Annotated in this window: 22 protein-coding genes; 5 read left to right on the forward strand and 17 right to left on the reverse strand. The window is 50.7% G+C overall.

Going from position 1 to position 23,435, the window contains the following annotated elements:
- Positions 1–112 precede the first annotated feature (112 nt).
- From KB559_RS06045 to lepB, 9 genes are all read right to left on the reverse strand, one after another.
- Complete coding sequence (locus tag KB559_RS06045) at positions 113–2,839, reverse strand: S-layer homology domain-containing protein (protein WP_211020805.1); 2,727 nt, start codon at positions 2,837–2,839, stop codon at positions 113–115.
- Positions 2,840–2,913: 74 nt separating this feature from the next.
- Entirely contained in the window at positions 2,914–3,525 is a 612-nt protein-coding gene (locus tag KB559_RS06050; RefSeq protein ID WP_211020806.1) for a GerMN domain-containing protein, read from the reverse strand.
- A gap of 27 nt (positions 3,526–3,552) precedes the next feature.
- Positions 3,553–4,995 carry an N-acetylmuramoyl-L-alanine amidase family protein gene (locus KB559_RS06055; RefSeq protein WP_211020807.1) on the reverse strand — a complete coding sequence of 481 codons (1,443 nt, stop codon included), beginning with the start codon at positions 4,993–4,995 and terminating at the stop codon, positions 3,553–3,555.
- A gap of 176 nt (positions 4,996–5,171) precedes the next feature.
- Complete coding sequence (locus KB559_RS06060; RefSeq protein WP_211020808.1) at positions 5,172–5,774, reverse strand: GerMN domain-containing protein; 603 nt, start codon at positions 5,772–5,774, stop codon at positions 5,172–5,174.
- A gap of 44 nt (positions 5,775–5,818) precedes the next feature.
- Positions 5,819–7,321: an N-acetylmuramoyl-L-alanine amidase family protein gene (locus tag KB559_RS06065; RefSeq protein ID WP_211020809.1), complete on the reverse strand. Its 1,503-nt coding sequence runs from the start codon at positions 7,319–7,321 to the stop codon at positions 5,819–5,821.
- Between the two features lie 202 nt (positions 7,322–7,523).
- Positions 7,524–8,114: a 3-isopropylmalate dehydratase small subunit gene (gene leuD, locus KB559_RS06070; RefSeq protein ID WP_211020810.1), complete on the reverse strand. Its 591-nt coding sequence runs from the start codon at positions 8,112–8,114 to the stop codon at positions 7,524–7,526.
- 27 nt (positions 8,115–8,141) lie between these two features.
- Positions 8,142–9,566: a 3-isopropylmalate dehydratase large subunit gene (leuC, locus tag KB559_RS06075; RefSeq protein ID WP_211020811.1), complete on the reverse strand. Its 1,425-nt coding sequence runs from the start codon at positions 9,564–9,566 to the stop codon at positions 8,142–8,144.
- A gap of 307 nt (positions 9,567–9,873) precedes the next feature.
- Entirely contained in the window at positions 9,874–10,110 is a 237-nt protein-coding gene (locus KB559_RS06080) for a hypothetical protein (RefSeq protein ID WP_211020812.1), read from the reverse strand.
- A 41-nt stretch (positions 10,111–10,151) separates the two neighbouring features.
- On the reverse strand, positions 10,152–10,706 hold the full coding sequence (gene lepB, locus KB559_RS06085) for a signal peptidase I (RefSeq protein ID WP_211020813.1): 555 nt from the start codon (positions 10,704–10,706) through the stop codon (positions 10,152–10,154).
- 188 nt (positions 10,707–10,894) lie between these two features.
- Here lepB and KB559_RS06090 point away from each other — a divergent pair, with 188 nt between their 5' ends.
- On the forward strand, positions 10,895–11,803 hold the full coding sequence (locus tag KB559_RS06090; protein WP_211020814.1) for a LysR family transcriptional regulator: 909 nt from the start codon (positions 10,895–10,897) through the stop codon (positions 11,801–11,803).
- Here KB559_RS06090 and KB559_RS06095 read toward each other — a convergent pair.
- Both KB559_RS06095 and KB559_RS06100 read right to left on the reverse strand, forming a co-directional pair.
- The gene (locus tag KB559_RS06095) at positions 11,791–12,600 is read right to left on the reverse strand and encodes a carbon-nitrogen family hydrolase (protein ID WP_211020815.1); all 810 of its coding nucleotides are present in this window, start codon (positions 12,598–12,600) and stop codon (positions 11,791–11,793) included. The genes KB559_RS06090 and KB559_RS06095 overlap by 13 nt on opposite strands.
- Positions 12,601–12,823: 223 nt before the next feature.
- Positions 12,824–13,144 (reverse strand): hypothetical protein, encoded by a 321-nt coding sequence (locus KB559_RS06100; protein WP_211020816.1) that lies wholly within the window; start codon positions 13,142–13,144, stop codon positions 12,824–12,826.
- On the opposite strand from KB559_RS06100, the gene proB reads away from it, so the two are divergent.
- From proB to mtnB, 4 genes are all read left to right on the forward strand, one after another.
- Entirely contained in the window at positions 13,143–14,249 is a 1,107-nt protein-coding gene (proB, locus tag KB559_RS06105) for a glutamate 5-kinase (protein WP_211020817.1), read from the forward strand. The two genes, KB559_RS06100 and proB, sit on opposite strands and share 2 nt — an antisense overlap.
- Positions 14,250–14,279: 30 nt before the next feature.
- The gene (locus tag KB559_RS06110; RefSeq protein ID WP_211020818.1) at positions 14,280–15,527 is read left to right on the forward strand and encodes a glutamate-5-semialdehyde dehydrogenase; all 1,248 of its coding nucleotides are present in this window, start codon (positions 14,280–14,282) and stop codon (positions 15,525–15,527) included.
- Positions 15,528–15,562: 35 nt separating this feature from the next.
- Positions 15,563–16,423, forward strand: a complete 861-nt coding sequence (gene proC / locus KB559_RS06115; protein WP_211020819.1) for a pyrroline-5-carboxylate reductase — start codon at positions 15,563–15,565, stop codon at positions 16,421–16,423.
- Positions 16,424–16,522: 99 nt separating this feature from the next.
- Positions 16,523–17,173: a methylthioribulose 1-phosphate dehydratase gene (gene mtnB / locus KB559_RS06120; protein ID WP_211020820.1), complete on the forward strand. Its 651-nt coding sequence runs from the start codon at positions 16,523–16,525 to the stop codon at positions 17,171–17,173.
- A 126-nt stretch (positions 17,174–17,299) separates the two neighbouring features.
- On the opposite strand, the gene KB559_RS06125 is transcribed toward mtnB, so the two are convergent.
- The 6 genes from KB559_RS06125 to KB559_RS06150 all read right to left on the reverse strand — a co-directional run bounded on the left by KB559_RS06125 (position 17,300) and on the right by KB559_RS06150 (position 23,336).
- Positions 17,300–18,154: an undecaprenyl-diphosphate phosphatase gene (locus KB559_RS06125; RefSeq protein ID WP_211020821.1), complete on the reverse strand. Its 855-nt coding sequence runs from the start codon at positions 18,152–18,154 to the stop codon at positions 17,300–17,302.
- A 57-nt stretch (positions 18,155–18,211) separates the two neighbouring features.
- Positions 18,212–18,820, reverse strand: a complete 609-nt coding sequence (locus KB559_RS06130) for a DedA family protein (protein WP_211020822.1) — start codon at positions 18,818–18,820, stop codon at positions 18,212–18,214.
- 30 nt (positions 18,821–18,850) lie between these two features.
- Positions 18,851–20,779 carry an ABC transporter permease gene (locus tag KB559_RS06135; protein ID WP_348772892.1) on the reverse strand — a complete coding sequence of 643 codons (1,929 nt, stop codon included), beginning with the start codon at positions 20,777–20,779 and terminating at the stop codon, positions 18,851–18,853.
- 4 nt (positions 20,780–20,783) lie between these two features.
- Positions 20,784–21,554: an ABC transporter ATP-binding protein gene (locus KB559_RS06140; RefSeq protein WP_211020823.1), complete on the reverse strand. Its 771-nt coding sequence runs from the start codon at positions 21,552–21,554 to the stop codon at positions 20,784–20,786.
- 79 nt (positions 21,555–21,633) lie between these two features.
- Positions 21,634–22,638 carry a sensor histidine kinase gene (locus KB559_RS06145; protein ID WP_211020824.1) on the reverse strand — a complete coding sequence of 335 codons (1,005 nt, stop codon included), beginning with the start codon at positions 22,636–22,638 and terminating at the stop codon, positions 21,634–21,636.
- Positions 22,635–23,336: a response regulator transcription factor gene (locus KB559_RS06150; protein ID WP_211020825.1), complete on the reverse strand. Its 702-nt coding sequence runs from the start codon at positions 23,334–23,336 to the stop codon at positions 22,635–22,637. Before KB559_RS06150 ends, KB559_RS06145 begins: the two co-directional genes overlap by 4 nt.
- Between the last annotated feature and the right edge of the window lie 99 nt (positions 23,337–23,435).

Consider the following 23,435-nt stretch of genomic DNA (forward strand, 5'->3'; position numbering starts at 1 on the left):
GCGATTATAGAATGGATTAGCTCTGAGTAGAACTTATACTTTCTATAATCCCCAAAAAACCGCCTTGAGCGGGAAATATCCCGCATCAAGACGGTTATTCTCACAAAAATGATTATTGTTTTTCCACTTCAACCAGCTTGTCGCCGTTGAAATATAGAACAATTTTATCATTTTCTTGGAGGGATTGCACGGATAATGTCGTGTCACCTTGGTGAATATATGTTTCCGGTGTCACAACAAAGCGATAATTGTTGTCGGTCAGAGAAGGTCTGTAGACGATAATTTCTTTGCTTACCCCGTCATAACGCTGAAATTTCCGTTCCAGCGGAGACAGAACCTGAATAATTACCGATCCGTCCGTATCCTTGCTGACTTCGACATGATCCGACGTAGTCAGGCTGGTCACGCCGGTGCTTACCGAAGTACCGCGTACAACCTTCACTCCGCTATTTAAGGAGAATGTCTCCTGAGCCCCGGCGAAGGGCTTCAGAACCAAGGAAGTTCCGTTCACGCTCAGAACCTTGCCAAGCGTCAGCTTGACGATTTGCACCGAGCTGGCGGTCCGGCCGTTAAAGACCACGTTGATCGTTTGACCGGCCTGGATGTCGGCAACTTTGATAGCTCCTCCGTTGTCCGCAAACAGTGCAGCCTGGTCTACGTAGAAGTCATCCGTAATTCCATTCGCCGTTGCGCGAATCCGGCTGTTTGCCGTGTTCACCGATACGACCTTGAATTGAACGGCTTTCTTCACGGCCAAGGTTTGCAAAGCGTCCTGGTTCGCGGACAAAATAGCGGTGACCGGGTCTCCTACTTTAATATCCGCAAGCGTAGCGCTGCCTTTGCCATACAGTTCAATGGAAGGAGCGGTTCCCTGATAAGGTACGACTACCGTCTTGCCGGATGAAGTCAACAAAGAGATTTTCTTTGCGGTCGTATCCGCCGACAAGAATGTTCCATCATATTTATAGACGACCTGCAGGGACAATACGCGATCCCCGATATGCGTCACATTGATCTTTCTGCCTTCGGACAACAAGGATTCAGCACCGGAAAGCGTAGGCGTCGTAGAGTTATATTCCACTTTAGTTTTGTCATCCAGCGTAAAGGCATGAACCTTTTTGGAGGCATCGACAACCATCAGCGCTTTATATTTGGCTTCGTACTTCACAACGGAAAGATCGCTCAACTGCTCCGATTGACGACCTGTCACCACGATTTTCGTGATTTGGTCGTTAGGATTGATCGTCAATTCAACCTTGTCTCCGCCATTCTCGTCATCGATCAAATCATCCAGCGTCGCTTCTGCGATTCCGTTAATCACAATGGCCGGCTTGTCGGCAAGCGATTTGATTTCGGCTTTACCGGAAGCGTTAGAGAAGCTAATAAACTTGTCATTGACGTCCAGCAAGGTGCCGGTGACGGTACGCTCCATGCCTTGTGTAATTTCCAGGCGGGTAATCAAGCTATTCTCAACCGTGTATTTGACGGAAGCTCCGGTCTGAATCTCACCTGCATTGTTCAAAAGCTGATTTTGGTAGATCATTACAAAATTGTCGCTATACTTAAAAGTTTCAACGTTTCCGGAAGCATCCTTGAAGCGTATGGTTTTGTCCGTTAGGTTGACCGAATCCACAGTTCCACTGCCGGATTTATTGACAATAGCCGATTTCACCTGAACAATTACCGGCTTCTTTTCAGCACTGAATGTTTCGCGTTGAACAACAACCGTGCTATTTTCCGTCAAGCTATCAATGTTAATCGAATTCCCATTTTGATCGATAAAGCTTGTGTTAGCGTCATATGTGTAAGTGACGGTGTCATTATTAATGAGCATGACTAAGCGGTTACCCGAAAGTTTTTTAAGCAAAGTCCCTTCCGTTTGTTCCAGCTGCTGCTTCGGATCGCGAACCTCTACATAAGCCGCAGACCCTACTTTATCAACCGCGAGCACTTTGGTATAGAGCTGAAGCTCGTTTTTGGTGCTCTTGACTTCGGAATCCTTTGTAAAATACACGGTACGGCTATCCAGCGTAAAGCTCTTCAATTTGCCGTTTGCAAACAAAGTCAGCTTGTTGTCCGTCAGTTCGGTAACGATGCCCTCGTAGACTGTGGAATAACCTGGAGTTACATACTCACTTCCCCGGCTGAAGAAGGTAGCAAGCTGAGCGCGCGTCACTTTACCAAGCGGGTCAAATTTGTTGCCTTCTACCCCTTTGGTCAGATCCAGCTGTACCGCTACATTGACGTAACCGCGAGCGGACGACGTGATGCTGGATTGGTCGGCAAAACCGGTAGAAGCTCCGGCAGCAGCCTTCGCTTCCGTATCTCTGCCCAGTGCGCGCACCAGAATTTTGGCGATCCATTCGCGGGACGCTTTTTTCTCGCCCCAGGATTCCTTCGCTCCGGTTGCCTGAACTTCCTCGGTTTTATCGATCAGCTTCTGCTGTACGGCAAGCTCCAGATAAGGTTTGAAATAATTGCCCACTTTCATATCCGCAGGCGCGCCTGCTCCGTCCCCAAGCTTGGATTCCAAATTCATGAAACGGATTGCCATCGTAATGGCTTCCTGCTGAGTCACACTGTCGGCAGGACGAAATTTCCCTGCATCTCCAAGAATGATCCCTTCTGCAGCAAGCTTGTAAATATGTTTTTCCGCCCAAAAGCCGTCCTTCACATCGCTAAAAATCAAAGAGGACACAGAGCTTTGCGTTGTCGCTGCCGGTGTTCCGGCCTGATCCGCAAATGCCGCCGCTCCTCCGCCAAGGCACATTGCCGTCACAAGCATGGTGGATACTGCCTTCTTGGTGCTGCGTCTAAAAGTGCGTTTATAAGATGACATTACATTCTCCCCTTTTAAAAAAAGTTCACTTTACCATGTTCGACGGCCGGCCCCCCGGTTCCTTTAAAAATCGACTAATTTCTTGTCATCGGATGTTCCAGCTCTTCATGGCCCATCAAAGTATCTCTTTGTTTGCCGTCAACGAGCAGTTCGATCGATTTCACCTCATCGAACTGAAACATGGTTTGCTTCAGGGCGTCCAGGGCCAACACCTCGCCGCCGGCTCCCAAGCGAGCTTCATCGGGCAGCGTAATATCGATCGTCAGTTGACCGTTCTCAAGCTTGGCCGAATGAAACTCAACATTTTTCCACAAAGCGAACAAATCGGTGTCGGCGCTGCCTTTTAAAGTTTGAAGCGCTGCCAGGTACTTCTCTTGCTCTTCCGTGTACTTGATTTCTACGGAAGATTTGGTCAATTCCAGCATTTCATCATCCGTATAATAGGTTTCGATCGTTTTCGTTACCGTTTGCACGGTTGGAACCTGCTCCCCGGTTCCGGCATCCGTCCCGTTTCCGCCTTCCGCTAATCCGGCGGCAGTTGTGGTGTCGGTGGTTGTAGTAGTTCCCTGAACGTTCCCCTCTGCGGAATTGTCTACCGGAGAAGAAGTACCGGGCTTTTGCCCGCATCCGGTGCTCAAAGCGAGCAGGAGAACGATCACCCCGGTGATATATAGTTTTCTGTTCATTGTCGCTTCCTCCTTTACCGAATGCTATCAGTTCAAGCCTAGGTATTCTTTGATTCCTTTAACAACACCTTCAGCAACCCGATCCTGGAAATCTTCCGTATAAAGCACGGCATTGTCGTTTTTGTTGCTGAGATAACCGCATTCCAGCAGTACGGCCGGCATTTTTGTTTCCCGCGTGACATGCAAACTCTTCGAGCGCACACCGCGATCGCTAAGTCCGGAGGACTGCACCAAATATTTATGCATGACCTTAGCCAAAGAGAGACTTTCCGATCTCGTATAATAGGTCTCAACCCCGCTTGCAGTGGCACTGCCGGCGTTAGCATGGACCGAAATGAAAATATCCGCCTTCAGGTCGTTCGCAATCTTCACCCGGTCCTGCAAAGTCGGATAGGTGTCGCTACTGCGAGTCAGCACAAAATCAATATCGGATTCTTGCTTCAACAATTCCTGGACTTTCAATACGACAGCGAGATTAAAATCCTTTTCCTTCTTTTTGGTGACGCTAATCGCACCAGGATCGCTGCCGCCATGTCCGGCGTCAATGACGACCAGCTTTTTCCCGTTTCCGCCAGGAGCGGTTCCAGGAGTGGAAGACTCCGTATTCAAGTTTACGATAATGAGTCCATCATTGTTGTTGATCAGTTCATATTTCTTGGTATAGTTCATATCCAAAACTACACGAATGGTCGATGGCTGATCATCGAACAGGGCGTAGCGGACCTTGGAAACATCCGGGTATTCCGTTACGTCAAAATATCCGTTCTGGTTTTGATCCAGCATTAGATTGTTTGAGAACGTATCCGCAAATTTGGTATTCGGCAGATCGATGACGATCCGGTCCGGTCCGGCCATTGTAAAAATGCTTGGCTTAACGTTCTTATCGACTGCTATCATCAAGCGATTGTCGCTAAAGCTGATACCGCCGACATTGGCCAGATTAGCCGTAGGATCGGGAACCGGATCAGGCGTTTGTTCTTCGTTTCCGCCTCCCGCATTTTCTCCGGAACCTGTACCGTTTCCGCTGCCGGAATTCGGGGTAATGAGATGTGCAGACTTCTTAACATTATCCCATGTAACGGTAAGACCCATTTGCTCCCCTACAAACCGAAGCGGGACAATCGTAGTGTCACTAACCAGTTTCGGTGCGGCGGCAAGCTTAACTTTAGTGCCGTTCACCAATGCCGTGCTCTGACCCACGACCAGTTTCAATTGTGTATCGGACTGCTGTATGGTTATCGTGCGCGTCTTTTTATCCCAGTCGACAACAAAACCCAGCTCCTCTACGACGACACGAATCGGAATCATCACATTTCCATTCACATTTTGGACTTCTCCGTTCTTAGGCAGTTCCAGCGCCTTACCGTCCAGATAAATGCTGGTGCTCCCTGCAGCGGCTTGTCCCCATTGCGGAAAAATAAACAAAAACATGGCAAAAAACATTAACGCGGTAAACCCAATTTTTTTCATCCGTCACCCCTACCATCCTTAGATTTTGCCTCATGATGACCGGGTGAACAGCCTAGTTCCCCAGGCACCACCAGACGACATATTAGACGCCCAAAATCCTCAAAAGTTGCGATAATATGCTATTTTTCTTACCAAAAAAAGAGAACCCCGGAAGAACGCTCCGGGGTTGTTGTGTATTATTTTTGTATCGGATGTTCCAGGTCCACATGCCCCATCAGGGAATCAAGCTTCTCTCCATCCACGGTCAATTCTAATTTCTCCACCTCTTCAAACTGGAAAAACGTCTGTTTAATTGATTCAATGGCTAACGCTTCTCCACCTGACCCCAAACGAGCCTCATCCGGAAGTGAAATGTCAATCGCGAGCTCTCCCCCGGCAAACTGCACCGAGTTCAGAATAACCTTCTCCCAGAGGGAGATCATGCCCGGCTCCGCCGTTTGAAGTGCCTTGAAGGCCTCCTTATATTTCAAAAGATCCTCCGTAAAACTAATACTCCGCTCTGTTGCATGAAGCTCCATGATATCATCGTCCGTAAAGAACACTTGGATTTTTTTCGTAATTTTCTCAGGTTCTTGCGGTTCCTGCTTGGACCCTTCGCCATTTCCGGCTCCCTGTACGGTTTGACCTCCGTTCGCGGCTTCAACCGTTTCAGCAGGATCGGTAATATTCGTCGCTGCAGACGACTGCTCTCCTACTGGAGCCGCTTGCGGCTTCTGGCCGCATCCGGCTGCAACGATTAGCATGATTAGGAGCATTCCCGAAATCCCTATTTTTTTCATACCCTAACCCCCTTTTACAGAACTTATGGTTGCGCTTTGGAGGATTAAACCCCCAAGTATTCCTTCATGCCCGCAACAATTCCTTCAGCAACACGCTGTTGAAAATCTTCCGAGTACATCAGAGCCTCGTCCGTTTTGTTCTTCAGATAACCCACTTCCAGCAAAACGGCCGGCATCACCGTTTCCCGTGTCACATGCAAACTTTTTTTACGAACTTTACGGTCCGGAAGTTTCGTGGACTCGACAAGATGACGATGCATTACATCGGCAAGAGGGATGCTCTCATCTCTTGAATAGTAAGTCTCCGAGCCGCTTGGACTAGTCTTGGCATCCACGCTGTTACCATGAATCGATACAAAGATTGTCGCATTGAGGTCGTTAGCCAGCTTTGCGCGGTCCTGCAAGGATACCGTTGCGTCTGTAGAACGGGTAAGAACATAATCAAGTCCCGTTTCTTTCTTTAGAAGCTTCTCTACCTTCAACGCAACTGCAAGAGCAAAGTCCTTTTCCTTTTTGTTCGTTATGCTGATCGCTCCAGGGGCACTTCCCCCATGGCCCGCGTCGATAACGACAAGCGGCTTGCCGCCGTTACCTGGCTGCGTAATCGGTGTTGATGAAGTGGCGGACAGGTCGATGATGACCAAGCCGTCCCCGACGTTTGTAACCTGAAATTGAGTCGCATAATTCAAATCCACCACGATCCGAATCGTGGAAGTTTTAGTGTCGAACATGGAATAACGGATTTGTGACACATCCGGGTAATCTGTAACCGCAAATTGCCCTCTTAAGGTCTGATCCAATGGATGAGCAGTTTGAAATGTGTCAGCAAATGCAGCATTAGGAATATCGACTACCAGGCGATCCGGCCCGTTCATAGTAAACACGCTAGGCTTTATCCCGCCCGTCTCGGCGATAATCAGCTTGTTCTCGCTAAAGCTGATTCCTTGAATCATGCTCAAGTCCGCTACGCCAACGCTTCCGTTCCCGATCGGAGCTTCCGGTATGTAAGCTTCTTCCTGCTCGGAACCGCTTTCTTCTGTCGCTTCGGACTGTCCGTTGCTCGAGTCGGGAGAAGAACTGCCCATTCCGGGAATGACCGCACCGGCCGCCCCGCCATCCGGGCTATACAGGTATGCGGATTTGGAATCATTGTCCCAGCTGACCTTAAGGCCCGTCTGTTCGCCGACAAACCGCAGCGGAACCATCGTGGAGCCTCCTTGAAGCATCGGAGCAGCCGACAATTTAACACTTTCGCCGTCAACCGTCGCTTTGTTGCTGCCTACAGTCAGTTGAAGGTTCTTATCTCCTTGTCGAATCGTAACGATACCGCTCTTCTGCTCCCAATTCACGTCATAACCGAGGCTTTCGATAATAACGCGTAGTGGAACCATGACGCTTCCGTTTACATTGCCCGCCTGGGCTTTGACAGGCTGTTCCAGTTCGACCCCGTCCAGGTAAATATGAGTACCCGCCGAAGCGGCCTGGCTCATACCCGGAAATGCAAGCAGAAAAAATGTCAATACCATCAAAAATCCGATTTTCTTCATCATGGAATCCTCCGCAAGATTACTAATTGCTTCCATAATATCAGAAAAAAGACGAGGCTGATAGACTTATATTTTCATAGAGAGACAATTTCGGACACGGTATCCGCCTGACTGCCGCAAACACTGCAATTAAAATAAAAAGCCGCCCCGGATTCTCTCGAATCCTGCGGACGGCTTGCGTTTTAGCAGATAATGATTTTCTTTAAGCAAACTTCTTTGCCTCGTAAGCGGAGATCAAATCTTCATGCTGAAGTGTCAGACCGATATCGTCCAGTCCTTGCAGCAGGAATTGACGGCGATGCTCGTCGAGATCGAATTGGATTTCCAGACCGAATTGATCCGAAATCTTCTTGTTCTCGAGATCGATCGTCAATTGGTAACCTTCATTCGCTGCCGTACGCTGGAACAAATCTTCCACCTGTTCTTCAGACAGCTTGATCGGCAAAATTCCGTTCTTAAAGCAGTTATTGTAGAAAATATCGGCAAAGGACGGCGCGATCACGCAGCGGAAGCCGTAATCCAGGATCGCCCAGGGAGCATGCTCTCTGGAGGAGCCGCAACCGAAGTTGACGCGTGAAATCAGGACGGATGCACCCTCGTAACGCGGTTTGTTGAGCTCAAATTCAGGGTTTACGTTGCCCTCTGTATCAAAACGCCATTCATAGAACAGAAACTGTCCGAATCCCGTACGTTCGATGCGTTTCAGAAATTGTTTCGGTATGATTGCGTCAGTGTCGACGTTTACGCGGTCCACAGGACCTACGACACCGGTCATTTTTTTAAATGCTTCCATGGTAGGTTTCTCCCCTCTTCGGCTTGGTTAGCTTACGACTTCACTCTTCACATTCCACTCGCGCACATCGACGAAACGGCCTTTGATCGCCGCTGCCGCCGCCATTGCCGGCGACACAAGATGCGTTCTGCCGCCGCGGCCTTGACGGCCTTCAAAGTTACGGTTGGAAGTGGAAGCGCAGCGCTGACCCGGCTGAAGAACGTCAGGGTTCATCGCCAGACACATACTGCAGCCGGCTTCACGCCATTCAAATCCGGCTTCGATAAACACCTTGTCGAGCCCTTCCTTCTCCGCTTGGATCTTAACGCGGCCGGAGCCCGGTACTACGATGGCCGTCACTTTGTCGGACACTTTGTAGCCCTTGGCAACTTCTGCTGCCGCGCGCAAATCCTCGATCCGGCCGTTGGTGCAGGATCCGATAAATACGTAGTCGATTTCGATATCGGTCATCGGCGTACCTGGAGTGAGACCCATATATTCAAGCGCCTTCTCGGCCGCTTTCCGTTCGTTATCGGAAGCAAAGTCCGCAGGGTTAGGAACACGGTCGCTAATGCTGGTACCCATGCCAGGGCTGGTACCCCAGGTTACTTGAGGAATCAAGGAGTCCACATCGAAGTCTACGACGCGATCATACTCGGCTCCCTCATCGGTAGTCAGTTCCTTCCACACGGCGACGGCAGCTTCGAAAGCTTCTCCTTGAGGCACATGTTCCCGGCCGCGCAGATAGTTGAAGGTCGTATCGTCCGGCGCGATCAGCCCGGCTCTCGCTCCGGCTTCGATCGACATGTTGCAGACGGTCATACGCTCTTCCATCGACAGCTCGCGGATCGCTTCCCCGGTATATTCGATAACGTAGCCGGTCGCAAAATCCGTTCCGTACTGCGCGATAACGCCGAGGATCAAGTCTTTGGCCGTTACGCCCGGTTTACGTTTACCGACGAAACGAACTTCCAGCGTTTTTGCCTTGGCTTGTTGCAGACATTGAGTTGCGAGAACATGCTCAACTTCGCTCGTACCGATCCCGAAGGCAAGTGCGCCGAACGCCCCGTGCGTAGAAGTATGGCTGTCGCCGCAAACGATCGTTTTGCCGGGATGCGTCAGCCCGAGTTCAGGACCCATGACGTGAACAACCCCTTGGTCAATCGTGTCCAAATCGTACAAAGTAACGCCGAAATCGCGGCAGTTTTGAGACAGCGTGTCGATTTGCTGCTTGGAAATCGGATCCGTAATATTAAAGCGGTCTTTCGTAGGCACGTTATGGTCCATCGTTGCAAACGTAAGTTCCGGACGGCGAACCTTACGCCCGCTAAGACGCAAGCCTTCAAAAGCCTGCGGCGAAGTTACTTCGTGGACAAGATGCAGATCGATATACAAAATGCTTGGCTTGCCCTCTTCTTGATAGATTACGTGATTATCCCAAATTTTCTCATACATTGTCTTTTTGCTGGTCATAGAATTCACCCCACACAAGAATTCGAACATGTGACATAACAGGAAACTGAAGCATAGTGGAAAAGCTATTTAATATCCTATTTGTCTGTTGAAATTAATATAACATTTCCAGTCTCATTGTTCCAAGATATAAAAACTATAATTGTAATAGGTTTAACCTATCAAAAAAAATTTACTTTATCCTGGTCGATAGACTATGTGCTGCTTTGTTCTATATATAAATGAAAAGGCGATGCCAACCCTGGGGGTTTGCACCGCCTCTTTAAAATAAGAGTTCATCTATATACTGTTCAACCTCACTGGCCGCCTAAGGCTTCCATTTATGACGGCAAGAAGTGCAGCGATTGACCCTCGGCATCATAAAGCTGAAGATCGACACTATTATAAATACGAATCCCAGAATCATGGACGGCCAATAAACGAGCAAACCGATCCACATCAGAATGCCGCCTAAAGCGAACCATAGCAGAAAGTAATACAACTTGCCCCGGGTTACCACCTTATCGGATTTGCATCTAGGACATGTTTCCCATACGTCTGACATTTCTTTCTCTCCTCTGTCGTAACCTCTGCGGAACTCCGCAATTAGAACGAATCAATACCCATGACATGATCCGTAGGCACCGGTCCGATGCTCCGGCTGTCATTGCTGTTGTTGCGGTTGTCGCCCATTACAAAGATATGGTCTGCAGGTATTTCCCAAACCTGATTCGTTCCGCTGTCCATCCGCTCCTTGATGTAAGGCTCATGCAATGCTTCACCGTTCCGGTATACCTCGCCGTCCTTGATTTCAATCGTATCTCCCGGCAAGCCGATAACTCTTTTGACATAAAAAATTTCTTCCTCTTTCGTACCTGAAAGCAGTTTGATTAACGGGTGTTCCTTAAAATCATCCATAAAAGAGCGGTCCCGTTCGACCCGGCTGTCGATAATCACGATATCCCCGTATTCCGGCAGCTTATCCAGCGCATGCCTTACCTTCCAGGCGTATATCCGCTGGTTATCGTTGAGCGTCGGCTCCATGGAATGTCCGTCTACCTTATAAGGCTGAATGATAAAGATGCCGATGAACAAGCTGAGCACAAAACCGATGACGACGGCAATGCCCCATCCTTGTATCTCTTTCCATACCTTCTTCAATTCTCCTACCTCCACAGCAATTCATTTGATTCTATTATACATAGAAAACAACGTTCATCTCAAATAGTTGGCAATAGGTTATAATAACAAAGATCGACATCGAATCAACTTCTTGTTCTGCTTCGTCGTGGAAAGATGACTTTTTGAATAACCTATAATAAATAAGAAACTTCATGAGGTGAAAGTTAATGGAACTCCGCCAGCTTCAATATACTTTGCAGATTGCCGAGGAGCGTAATTTTTCCCGGGCTGCGGACAAACTTCATATCGCTCAGCCTTCGCTAAGTCAGCAGTTGTCCAAGCTGGAGCAGGAGCTTGGCGTAAAGCTGTTTCAGCGGAATACAAGCACCGTCGAACTGACTCACGCCGGAGCGAGTTTTATTGAACATGCACGGAAGATCATGGACGCGGTACAGCAGCTGCGCCAGGAGATGGACGACATTTCACAGCTTCGCGCCGGCCGTGTTGTCATCGGCAGCATGCCGATTACGGGATCGCATCTGCTTCCCTATGTCCTGCCCGCCTTCAACGCCGCATACCCGGACATCCAGGTAACTTTGCTTGAAGATACCTCCTTAAACTTGGAAAAGCTGACCGCGGGGGGCGGAACCGATCTTAGCCTCTTATCCCTCCCGCTGCAGGAGCCAAGTCTTACGTACGAGCCCATCGGCGAAGAAATTATCGATCTGGCCGTTCCTCCCCAGCATCCATTGGCAGCTCTCGAAAGCAGCTCCGAAGGAGTCTCCCTGGAACAGTTGAAAGATGAGCCATTCATCGTGCTGAAAAAGGGTCAAGGCTTTCGAAAATTGACCATGGACCTGTGCCGGGGTGCGGGCTTTGAGCCGAACGTTGTCTTCGAGAGCAACAATATCGAAACCGTGCAATCCCTGGTAGCCGCCGGGATGGGAATTACCCTCGTTCCGAGGTTTATCGCCCGCGCCAAGCGGAGCGAACTGATTCCGGTGTACATCCCGCTGGCCTCGTCGCCAAGCCGTACGCTTGTAATTGCGTACCGCCGTGGTCGCTATTTATCCAAAGCGGCGGAGGCGTTCATCGAAACCTTTAAGACAACGTTAGCACAGCGTTACAATTCGTAAAGATGCGGCCGTCTGTCGGCAAAGACAGGGATGCGTTCCCGAACCTGGTCCACCAGGGACAGATCGATCTTACCGTTGACGATCTCTTCGTCCTCACCGCCCTCGGCCACAATCTCACCCCAAGGGTCAATAATGAGCGAATGCCCGAAGAATGAATCGTCTCCGCTCTTTCCGGTGCTGTTGCAGGCTATGACATACATCTGATTCTCGATGGCACGGGCCATCAGCAGCGTGCGCCAATGATGAAGCCGGGGATGCGGCCACTGCGCAGGTACGAATAAAGCTCGGGCCCCGTTTAGCGACAGTGTGCGGGCCAATTCCGGGAACCGGATGTCATAGCAGATCGATGCGCCGGACTTGATACCGTCAAGTTCAAACAACACCGGCGCTTCGCCGGGAGCCAGATGCTTCTCTTCCTCCATGAGCCGGAACAGATGAATTTTGGAATAGGCGCCGATTTCACGGCCATCCCTGTCAAAGATCATCATTGTGTTATAGACTCGGCCCTCCCACTTCTCCGCGATCGATCCAGCGATGATGTAAACCCCGTGACGCCGGGCAAAATCGGAAATCCAGCCTCGAGTTTCACTTCCCTCCGGGTCCGCCAGCTGTTGTATTTGCGATAGGGCGTATCCTGTATTCCACATTTCCGGCAGCATCATTAAGTCAGGTTTAACTGTAGCGGCAACGGCCTGTTCCATTTTTATTTCCAGACGTTCGCGGTTAAGCTTTGGATCTCCCGGAACAATTTCGCATTGAATCAGTGCAATCTCCCAACAGCTTGTATTCTCCACCATTTATCTATCATCCTTTCATCGAAATCATGTTTCGTTCACGGTTACATTACTTGCCCCTCATCATACTGGCCTTCCTCCAACCGCGCAAGCGTGAAAGCCAAAAGCGGTAAACATGCGTGCCGCGATACAGTACCGGAGTGAAGCGTAAAACGGATCGGCGAACTAGGATTGTTTTGATCCTCTTCATCTTTTTCTTTTGCAAAGCCTGGAATGGCATGGTATCCTAACAATAAAACGTGATGACGGGACCAGTAGGAGATGAAAGCGGCCCCCAGAGAGCAGATTCCTTGGCTGTAAGAATTTGCAACCGCACTTCTTCGAACCCTATCCCCGAACGGCCGGCGGCAAAGCCGGACAGCGCCCCTGTTACCGGGCATCGAGTCGGATGATGAATCATCAATAAAGGTGGTACCGCGGAAGTTAAACTTTCGTCCTTTGCATGCAAAGGCGGGAGTTTTTTTGTTTTATCTATAAGTGCGTGTTCAAAAAAGATGACTTTTTGAACAACCTCTATAAGATTTATTTCATAAGGAGTGATCTCCATGCTACGCCGCATTGTTGTCAAAATCGGGAGCAGTTCGCTGACTACCCCGGAAGGAGGACTGAACCGGGATTCCCTCATTTACTTCGCCTCGGAGCTCGCCGCCCTGAAGTCGGCGGATGTCCAAGTGGTGCTTGTGACCTCCGGCGCCGTCGCTGCGGGCTTCCGCGAAATCGGTTATACCGAACGGCCAAAGCTGCTGCACGAAAAGCAAGCCGCGGCCGCTGTCGGCCAAGCGCTGCTGATGCAGACCTACCGGGAGGCGCTGGCGGTCCACGGAGTGTCCGCAGCCCAAGTCCTGCTTACGCGTTCGGATTTTCAGAACCGGAAGCGGATGGGAAATGCCAGCATGGCGCTGGAAGAGCTGCTCAGCCGCGGCATTCTTCCGATCATCAACGAGAACGACACCGTCTCGGTCGATGAGCTGAAATTCGGGGACAACGATACTTTGTCGGCATTGGTCGCCAACCTGATCAAGGCCGAGCAGCTGCTCATTATTACGGATACCGACGGGCTGTACACCAAGGATCCGAGAATCGATCCTGCTGCCGTTCGCATCGGACGCGTTCAGGAAATTACCGAAGAAATTTACGCCATAGCCGGAGGCGCGGGTTCTTCCGTCGGCACCGGCGGTATGCGTTCCAAAATCGATGCGGCTAAAATCGCTTCCCGGGGCGGTGTTCCGGTCTTTGTCGGCAAAGTGGATCTCCCGGGCGAGCTGCAGCGATCCTTTGAAGGAATCGGGCGAGGCACCTACTTTGAAACCCATAGCTCCGCGCTTCCACGAAAAAAACAGTGGCTGGGCTTCTTGTCCACTCCGATCGGGACGCTGACCGTCGATGCCGGGGCCGAGGAAGCGATGCTCCGTAACGGACGCAGCCTGCTGCCGGTCGGTGTACGCAGCGCTAAAGGCCATTTTCAGACCGGCGATGTGGTAGAAGTGCAAAATTCAGACGGCGAGGTACTGGGCCGGGGAATCGTGAACTACGATGCGGACCAGCTGGGGCAAATTCTTGGCTTGCCTAGCGGTGAAGTCATGAAGCGGCTGAACGATGTTCATCGGCTGGAAGTGATTCACCGGGACGAGTGGATTTCTTTAAAATCTTAAATCATTTTAAATTATAGAGGAGGTATTTCAATGAGTGAAGTAAGACAAAAAGCGGAGTTAGCCGGTAAAGCGGCTGCAGCATTAGGCAGTTTGACCACGGATAAAAAGAACGAAGCCCTGCTCTCGGCAGCAAAAGCGCTGGTCGAGAACAGCGAGGCTATCATCGCGGCCAACCGTGAAGATTTGCAGCGCGGCCGGGAGAACGGCACGTCGGAATCCCTGCTGGACCGGCTCGCATTAAATCAGGACCGTATTGCCGGCATCGCCGAGGGTCTGCGGCAAATCGCCGAGCTCCCCGATCCTGTTGGAGACGTGCTCGAGACGATTGACCGCCCTAACGGCCTGCATATCGTCAAACAGCGTGTACCGCTTGGCGTTATCGGCATCATTTATGAAGCCCGGCCTAACGTGACGGTCGATGCCGTCGGCCTTTGCCTGAAAACCGGTAACGCAGTTGTGCTGCGCGGCGGCTCCTCCGCCCTCTCCTCCAACCGCAAAATCGTGGAGATCATTCATGAGGCGCTTGCCACGACAGCCATTCCGCAGGAAGCAGTACAGCTCATTGAGGACCCTAACCGTTCCTCCGTTGACGAAATGCTGAAATTGAACGGCCTGCTTGATGTGGTCATTCCGCGCGGCGGCAGCTCCCTGATTCAAAATGTCGTCCAGAACGCCACCGTTCCGGTTATCGAAACCGGGGCCGGCATCTGCCATACGTACCTGGATGCGACAGCGGACCCGGAAATGGCTGCTGCCATTTCGCTAAATGCCAAAGTACAACGCCCTTCCGTATGCAACGCTATGGAAACTTTGCTCGTTCATCAAGACTTTGCGGGCCAACACCTGGCGGATTTGGCGGAACGCTTTAAGGACGCCAAGGTCGAGCTCAGAGGATGCGACGCTACGAGAAATATTCTCCCTTGGGCAAAACAAGCAACCGACGAGGATTATGCAACGGAATACAATGATTACATTTTGAACATTAAGGTTGTCTCCAATCTTGATGAAGCGCTGGCCCATATCGCCTCCTTCGGCACGAAGCATTCCGAATGCATTGTGACGGCGGACGGGCAAAACGCCGCTCGCTTCCAGCAGGAAGTGGACGCCGCAGCCGTTTACCATAATGCTTCAACCCGTTTTACGGACGGATTTGAATTCGGCTTCGGCGCGGAAATCGGCATCAGCACCCAGAAGCTCCACGCTAGAGGACCGATGGGTCTGCCGGCTTTGACTTCCACCAAATACATCATTCATGGAAACGGACAAATTCGCCAATAAAAAAGTATCCTTACAAACCATAGGAGGGGCTAACGATGAATTTCAATACTTCGACATCACAGCAATCGATCTGCTTTTATGGGGCCGGCTCCATGGCCGAGGCGATCGTGCGCGGGCTTATTCACAAAAAGGTCGCCGCTCCTGAAAGGATCTCCATGCTGAACCGCAGTAGCGTGGAACGGCTGGACTACTTAAAGAAGCAATACGGCGTGATGACAGGCAACAGCGAGGAGCAAAAAAGCAAGCACCTCGGCGACGCTTCCGTCATCGTACTGGCCATGAAACCGAAGGACGCCGGCGAAGCGCTTAAAGCGCTCGGTCCGCAACTCCGAGAAGGCCAGCTCATCGTCTCTCTCATTGCCGGCCTGTCGATCTCTACGATTCAGGCGCTGCTTGGCGCCCAAGCACCCGTGGCGAGAACGATGCCTAATACGTCGAGCTCTATAGGTCTTGGTGCAACCGGAATCTCCTTTTCGTCCGAGACTACGCAGGATCAAAAGGATCAGGTGTTATCCATGTTTGAGGCCGTGGGCACCGTCAGCGTCATTCCCGAGGAAAAAATGGAGATATTAACCGGCGTGTCCGGCAGCGGACCTGCATACATTTATTACATGATGGAGGCTATGATCGCAGCAGGAACGGAAGGCGGATTATCGCCGGAACAAGCTCGTGAGCTGACCGTGCAAACCGTACTCGGCGCCGCTTCCATGATGATCGAAACCGGCGAAGACCCTGCCAAACTGCGCAAGGATATTACTTCGCCGAACGGATCGACCCAGGCGGCGCTTGAAGTGCTCAGCGCGAAGGGCTTTAGCGAAGCCGTCAAAGCCGCAGTTCACCGCTGCGCGGAGCGTTCCCGCGAGATGGGCGAAGCGGTAAAAGAATCACTGCTATAATAGCTGAGCCTGCTGAGCCTGCTGAGCCTGCTGAGCCTGCCGAGACTTGCCGGACCTAGTCAGCGACCGATTTTATCCGGCCGGGAAGGAGAACGATGGATGGAGTTTTCAGAGATTCCTTTGGAGGAAAAGCAAGCTGCCTTAAACAAGCTCCGCAACATCAAAACGGAGCTCGCCATTCGGAACTGGTTCCCGGGGAATAGCGGGAATTTGTCGCTACGGGTCGGCGGCTTCTCGCCGGATCAGTTTCATTTCGCTATCAACGCGTCCGGTACAGATAAGCCAGTCAACACCTCTGAAGAATTCCTGTTTGCCGATACCGCCGGAAATCCGTGCGAGACGACCCGGCTCAAGCCATGCAAAGAAACGCCGATTCACGCCAAAATATATCGAATGACCGGCTGCGGGGCCATATTTCACGTACATACCGTGTATAACAGCCTGCTCAGTGAATATTACGGGGATCAGGGCTATGTACCCGCCAAAGGCATCGAAATGATCAAGGACCTCGGCATCTGGGAAGTGAATACGGAAATTCAAATTCCGGTGCTTCCGAATTACGCAGAAATTCCATCGATCGCGAAGCTGATTCCCGGCACCTTCAAGCCGGAAATCCCCGGTATTCTGCTTCGTAATCACGGAATCTTCGCCTGGGGCAGAGACGCCTTCGAAGCCAAACGCCATCTGGAGGCGTTCGAGTTCATTTTCGAGGTGGTTTACCGGGGGCTGCTTCTCCCGCCGCGTCGTTAAGCATAAACAAAACCTCCCTTTAATTTGCCGATTGTCTGCCATACAGGCGTTCAATCCTTCAAATTAGAGGGAGGTTTTTTCGTTAATTCTATACCGTAACCTAAGAGACTATCAATCATTCCATATTCATAAAAAGTAAATCAATCCAATCACCGCCGCGAGCAGCAGGCGATACACCGCAAACGGAACCAGCTTGATCCGGTTGATCAGCTTCAGGAAGAAGCGAATCGACAAGAGCGCGAACACAAAGGCGCTAATGAAACCGGCAATGAAAAAAGGCAGTGCGTCCAGCGTGAAGTATTCCCAGTTTTTCAGCAGTGACAGCCCGCTGGCCCCAGCCATAATCGGCACGGCCATGATGAAGGTGAAATCCGCCGCTGCCCTGTGGCTTAAACCGAGTAAGACGCCGCCGGAAATCGTCGACCCGGATCGGGAGAAGCCCGGCCAAATCGAGACACATTGAAACAAACCTACGGCAAATGCCTGTTTGTAAGTGATCTGATCAACCGACTCGGTCTTCGGCTTCGTAGGACCAAAGCGGTCTGCCGCAATCATCAACAGCGCTCCCACAACAAGTCCGATCAGGACGGTTGCGGTGGAGAACAGATACTCGTCGATAACATCCTCCAGCAGGAAACCCAGAATCCCGGCCGGAATTAGACCGACGATGACTTGGCCCAGCTTGAGGCGGGGGCCTGCAGGCCTTTCTCCTGCCACCTCTCTCCCCTTGCGATTTAACCGCGACAAGCCCAGCAAATCGATGAAACGGTCTTTAAATACGACCAATACGGCTAGAATGGAGCCCAATTGAACGACAACCTTAAACGTGTTGGCCACATATTTCGAAGCAAACAGCTGCTCCGTCTTCAACCACATATCATCCACAATAATCATATGTCCCGTTGAGGAAACCGGAGCAAACTCGGTCAGCCCCTCCACCAGGCCGAGAACAATCGCTTTAATTATAGCTATAATATCCATGAATTGACCTCTCCATCTTTTACATTGAATCGTTTAAGCCCCTTCTATATCTCTGATCTAGGCTCTTTTTCTCTTCCGCAAAAACAGATAGATTCCCCCAAGGCCGAAGACGGCGATGGCCACATAGGCGATGTTCGAATACACATCCATAAACCCGACGATTTTCTCCCACGATCCCCCTACCGCCGCGCCTACCGAGACGAGCACGATATTCCATATCAGTGTACCGATCGTCGTATACAACAGGAACAAACCGAACTTCATTTTCGAGATGCCCGCCGGGATTGAAATTAAGCTGCGAATGAGCGGAATCATCCGGCAAAATAGCACCGTCCAGTATCCGTACTTATCAAACCAGGCGTCAGCACGGCGGATATCCTCTTTTTTCAGGCGCAAAAACCGTCCGTACCGGTCAATCCAGCCCTCCAACCGATCCACGTTGATCAAATAACCGGCTCCATACAAGATCACCGCACCGAGAACGGATCCGACCGTTGCCGCGATGACGACACCCGTTATCGTTAAGCTGGAATAAGTGGTCATAAACCCGCCAAAGGTCAAGATCACTTCCGACGGGATCGGAGGAAATACATTCTCAAGCGCGATCAGAAGCAAAATTCCGGCATAACCGAACTGTTCCATAATATTCGTAATCCAATTTTCCACGGGTTACCTCCAACATGTTCATGATTCCGTTTATTGATGTACTTTTTGTAAATTGCGCAAATAGCGGGCGCGGATAAACCAGAAATAGATAACCTGCACGAAACAAAAGCTGGCCAGGATCGCCCCTGCTTCCCAAGCGATTGATAAGTATACGTAACGCTGCAACGCAATAAAGGCAAACAAGCTGTGCACCATAGCTACGCCAACAGGGAGGAAAAACAGCAAGCCCAGCTGGCGGGACACCATCTTTTCCATCTCCTTGCGCGTCATTCCTATCTTGGTTAGGGCGAGATACTGCCTGCGATCATAATCCAGGTCGCTATATAACCGGAAATAGAGAAAGCTTCCAGCGGCGATGAAGAATACGGTGCCGACCAACAGCGCAAAAAACAATAGCGCTCCAAACGTGGTCCGCTGGACCTCGAACAAGGTTCCGCTTACCGACATGGCATAAGGTTCGTTCTTCTTGTAGTCCATTTTTCCGTTCTCTGTCAAACGGGATGCAATTCCCTCGGTCGATTCCATGGAATCCGTGTAATAAGCCGTGTACCGTTCGACTCTGGAGGAATCGTCCTCCATCCATAGCCGTTCTTTCACGGCATCGTTCACTACAAGCCCCGAAAAGAAACCTTCCCGCCCATTCCCGAGTTCCTGCGTCAGATGGTCGGCAATGGACACCCGTTCGGTTATCCCGATTTCATGCAGCAGGAGTCCCGTTTCACCCAATCGGTAACTTGCCGGTTTTCTTTCCTGAAGAAGCAATTTTTCCCGGTGCGAGTTCAGCAGCACGTAAGCCTCATCCTCTGATGGCGGCCGCTCGCCGACGGAGTACCCCGCAGCCGACAAGGCACGGCCATAGTCGGAATAAGATATCACCGGGAGCCATTCCGGTCCGGAAGCAAGTGAAGACGACAGCACGCGAACATAGACCAAGTCTATTTTTTCCGTATGGTAAGAAACTCCCCGGGCACTCAGTTCTGCCGAGATTTCCTCCAAATGTTCCTTCTCCAGGCTCCCGTCTCCCTTGGATACATAACCGATTTGAGCGGGATGGTCCAAGGCAAAATCGCCGGACAACCGGTTAATGGATGCGAATACGCCTACAGCGCAAAACGTAATCGTCGTAATTATCGTTACGAGAAAGAACATTCTCGCATTATCCTTCATCCGGTAAGACAAGTTGGATACAAGCACCAGATTGCTTTTCTTCCAATACCGGGTCAGATTTCGCTTCATCAAACCGAGCAGAGCTACACTGGCCTGGGTGAAAAACAGATACGTACCCACGATCGTCATCGCGGTTACCGGCAGCATGCGAACCTTAACGGTGGATGCCGTCGTTGTCACCGCCAGCGTATAACTGGCGAGCAGCAATATGCCCGCAAGCAGGGCCAGCAGCTTCGAAAACTTCGGTTTAACATCCCGCTTGACCCCCGATTGGAGCAGATCGATCAGCCGGGTGGAGCCTAGCAGAACCGTCGTACAGAGCGAGATGACTAGGAAGAGCAGCAGGAAGGAAAGGATCGTCAACATCAGGCTGGATAGGGAAATGTGAAAAGACAGCGTCTCGATGCCGAGCAAATTGGATCCGGCGAGCAGGAACAGCTTGGCGGTCAATAGTCCGGCAAGGATGCCGGTTCCGAGCGAGCCTGCAGCGACCAGCATATTTTCCATGAACACCATCTTGCGCAGCTGCTTCACTGTCATCCCGTTCATCAGCAGAATTCCGAATTCCCGCTTGCGGGATCGCAGAAACGACCCGACGGAATAGAGCACAAATAGAAAGCAGAACAAAAACATGATGACTTCCGCTTGTGCAAGCACCAATAATGCGGAGTTCCAGGCCACCTGGGCCTTCAAGTCCGGGTGAAACAGGAACAGGGAGCACACGAAGAAGACCATAACCGAGAAGGCGCTGCTCAAAAAATAAGCTGCATAGGTACGCTTATTGCGCAACACATGGCTAAAGGCGAATTGACGAAAGGTGATCGGTCTCTCCCCCCAGCAGCGACATCATATCGATGATTTTTTGGAAGAAAGCCTGCCGGTTCTCCCCGCGGTAAATCTCGTTATACAGCCTGCCGTCCTTAATAAAAAGCACACGATGGCAAAAGCTCGCGGCGAAAGCATCGTGCGTAACCATCAAGATCGTCGTCCGTTCTTCCCGGTTCATCATCCCAAAGGCTTCCATTACATCCTTGGACGCTTTGGAATCCAGATTCCCGGTGGGTTCGTCCGCTAACACCAGCGAAGGATGATGAATCATAGCCCGGGCGATCGCTGTCCGCTGCATTTGTCCTCCGGAGATTTCCTGGGGAAACTTATGTAAGACGGATTCGATGTCCAATCTGCGGGCCAGTTCGAGACTACTCTTCTTCATTTCCGCTACAGGTGCGCCATCCAGGGTTAAAGGAAGAACGATATTTTCTTCTACCGTCAACGTATCAAGCAGGTTGAAATGCTGGAAAATGAAGCCCAGTTCACGTCTCCGAAACAGTGCCATCTCCTCTATATCCAGTTTGTGAGGATGTTGCCCTTCAACGACAACATCACCTGATGTCGGCTCGTCGATCGTCGCGATGACGTTAAGCAAAGTCGTCTTTCCGCTCCCCGAGGGGCCCATAATCCCGACGAACTCCCCCCGTTCCAAAGCAAAACTCACATTGTCCAGCGCCCTTGTCGATATCGTACCTTCATAAATTTTGGAACATTCTCTGACCTCCAAAACAGCCATGGATGCAACTCCTTGTCGGTGATGTTTTCATTATACGGTTGGCCTAATTCAGCAACCATGGATCAATCTTACAATCACCTTACTCCTTTGTAAGGTTGCTAAATTCGGATCGGAAGATCAAACGGACCAATGTACCTTGACCGACGGCGGATTCCAGTTCCACCCGGTGTCCGAGCTGTCCGCAAATCTGTTTCACGAGATACAGACCCATCCCTGTGGACTCTCTGAAATTCCGCCCGTTCTCTCCCGTAAAATAAGCGTCAAACACACGCGGCAAATCGCTGTCCGGTATGCCCACGCCTTCGTCCCTGATTTCGAGAAACGCCTCATCTTCCTTACGGTAGCCCCGGATAGCAATGGTTCCCGGCTCATTGGCAGTATATTTGACCGCATTTGTCAGAATTTGCGTTAGCACAAACGTAAGCCATTTCTCATCCGTGGCAATGAATAACGGCTCCTTCGAAGTAAACTCCAGCTGCGGGAATACTTTGCTGCGGATAAAAAGCCGCTTTTGCGCCGACACGGCCGCGCGCACAAGACTCTCCAGGTCCAGCTTCTCCACCACGAAATCATGGGAAAAGGAATCCAGTCTGGCTGTATACAGAACAAGATCCAGACCTTTACGCAGCCGGTCCACCTCATCTCCGATTGCCGTCGATCTTGAATCGTCTCTATCCTGCACCATGAGATGAATGACGGACACCGGCGTTTTCATTTGGTGGACCCATTGTGTAATGAACTGTAAATGATGATTGATTTTATGCTGCTGGCGGTTCAGTTCGGAGACATAATGCCGGTATTGCTTCTTTAATAACCGGTGCAAGTATTCGGATAGCGGCGTCTGAGGCGACACTTCCTTAAAAGCATCCAGCCCTTCCCCCTGCTCCAGACAGCGGTAAAACGAACGGTTACTCATGTAGCGGAACACCAAATACACGGCCAGCAAGCATCCGCTAAGCAGGGCGGCATAAAGCACCATAGCGATGTTGCGGTAGCCGTCCAGCCAGTATACTCCGGACACGGTCAAAAGCTGGAGAATATAAAACGAAAATAAAGGCCGCTGATCCTTCAAAAATAGCTTCACTGTTTCTCCTCCCAGCGGGGAACGAGCCGGTAGCCCTGACCGCGCACGGTCTGAAGCGCATCCTCGATGCCTAGCGCAGACAGCTTTTTACGCACCCGTGTAACATACACATTCAGCGTATTGTCGTCGACAAAGGTCTGATCGTCCCATATTTTTTCGAGCAATCGGTCGCGGCTGACGATTTCTTCCCCCCGCTGCATCAGTTCCTCCAGCATTTTTACTTCCGTCAGACTGAGCTCCACTCTTTCATCGTTCAGACTTAAATAAAGGCGATCTTTATCCAACCTTAAACCGTCAAAATTCACGCTCCGCTCCCCGCCTCCTCCGGCATATGTCCCGTACGCTCTTCGCAAATGGCTCATGATCTTCGCGATGACGATATCATAATCGAACGGCTTCGTAATATAATCGTCCCCGCCGTTTTCCAGGGCCATGACCTGATCCATCTTCCCCTCGCGTGCCGAAATAAACAAAATGGGACAAGTGGAGAGGTTACGGATTTGACGGCACCAATAATACCCGTCGTATTTCGGCAAGTTCACATCAAGCAAAACCAGATGCGGGGCTGCCGCTTCGAACTCCTGCTTCACCCGGTCAAAATCTTGAACGATATGCGTACTATAGCCGAACCTTTGCAAATATTCCTGCAACAGCACGGCCAGTCGTTGATCATCTTCGACGATAAATATTTTGAACATATGATAATCTCCTTTACTTGCCCCTAACATCTAATTCGATAGATCATCTTATATAGAACCTTCACCCTGACTGCATTGTAACAAAAATAGGCCCTTGAA

The sequence above is a fragment of the Paenibacillus sp. Marseille-P2973 genome, from assembly GCF_018101095.1.
Lineage (GTDB): Bacteria > Bacillota > Bacilli > Paenibacillales > Paenibacillaceae > Fontibacillus > Fontibacillus vini.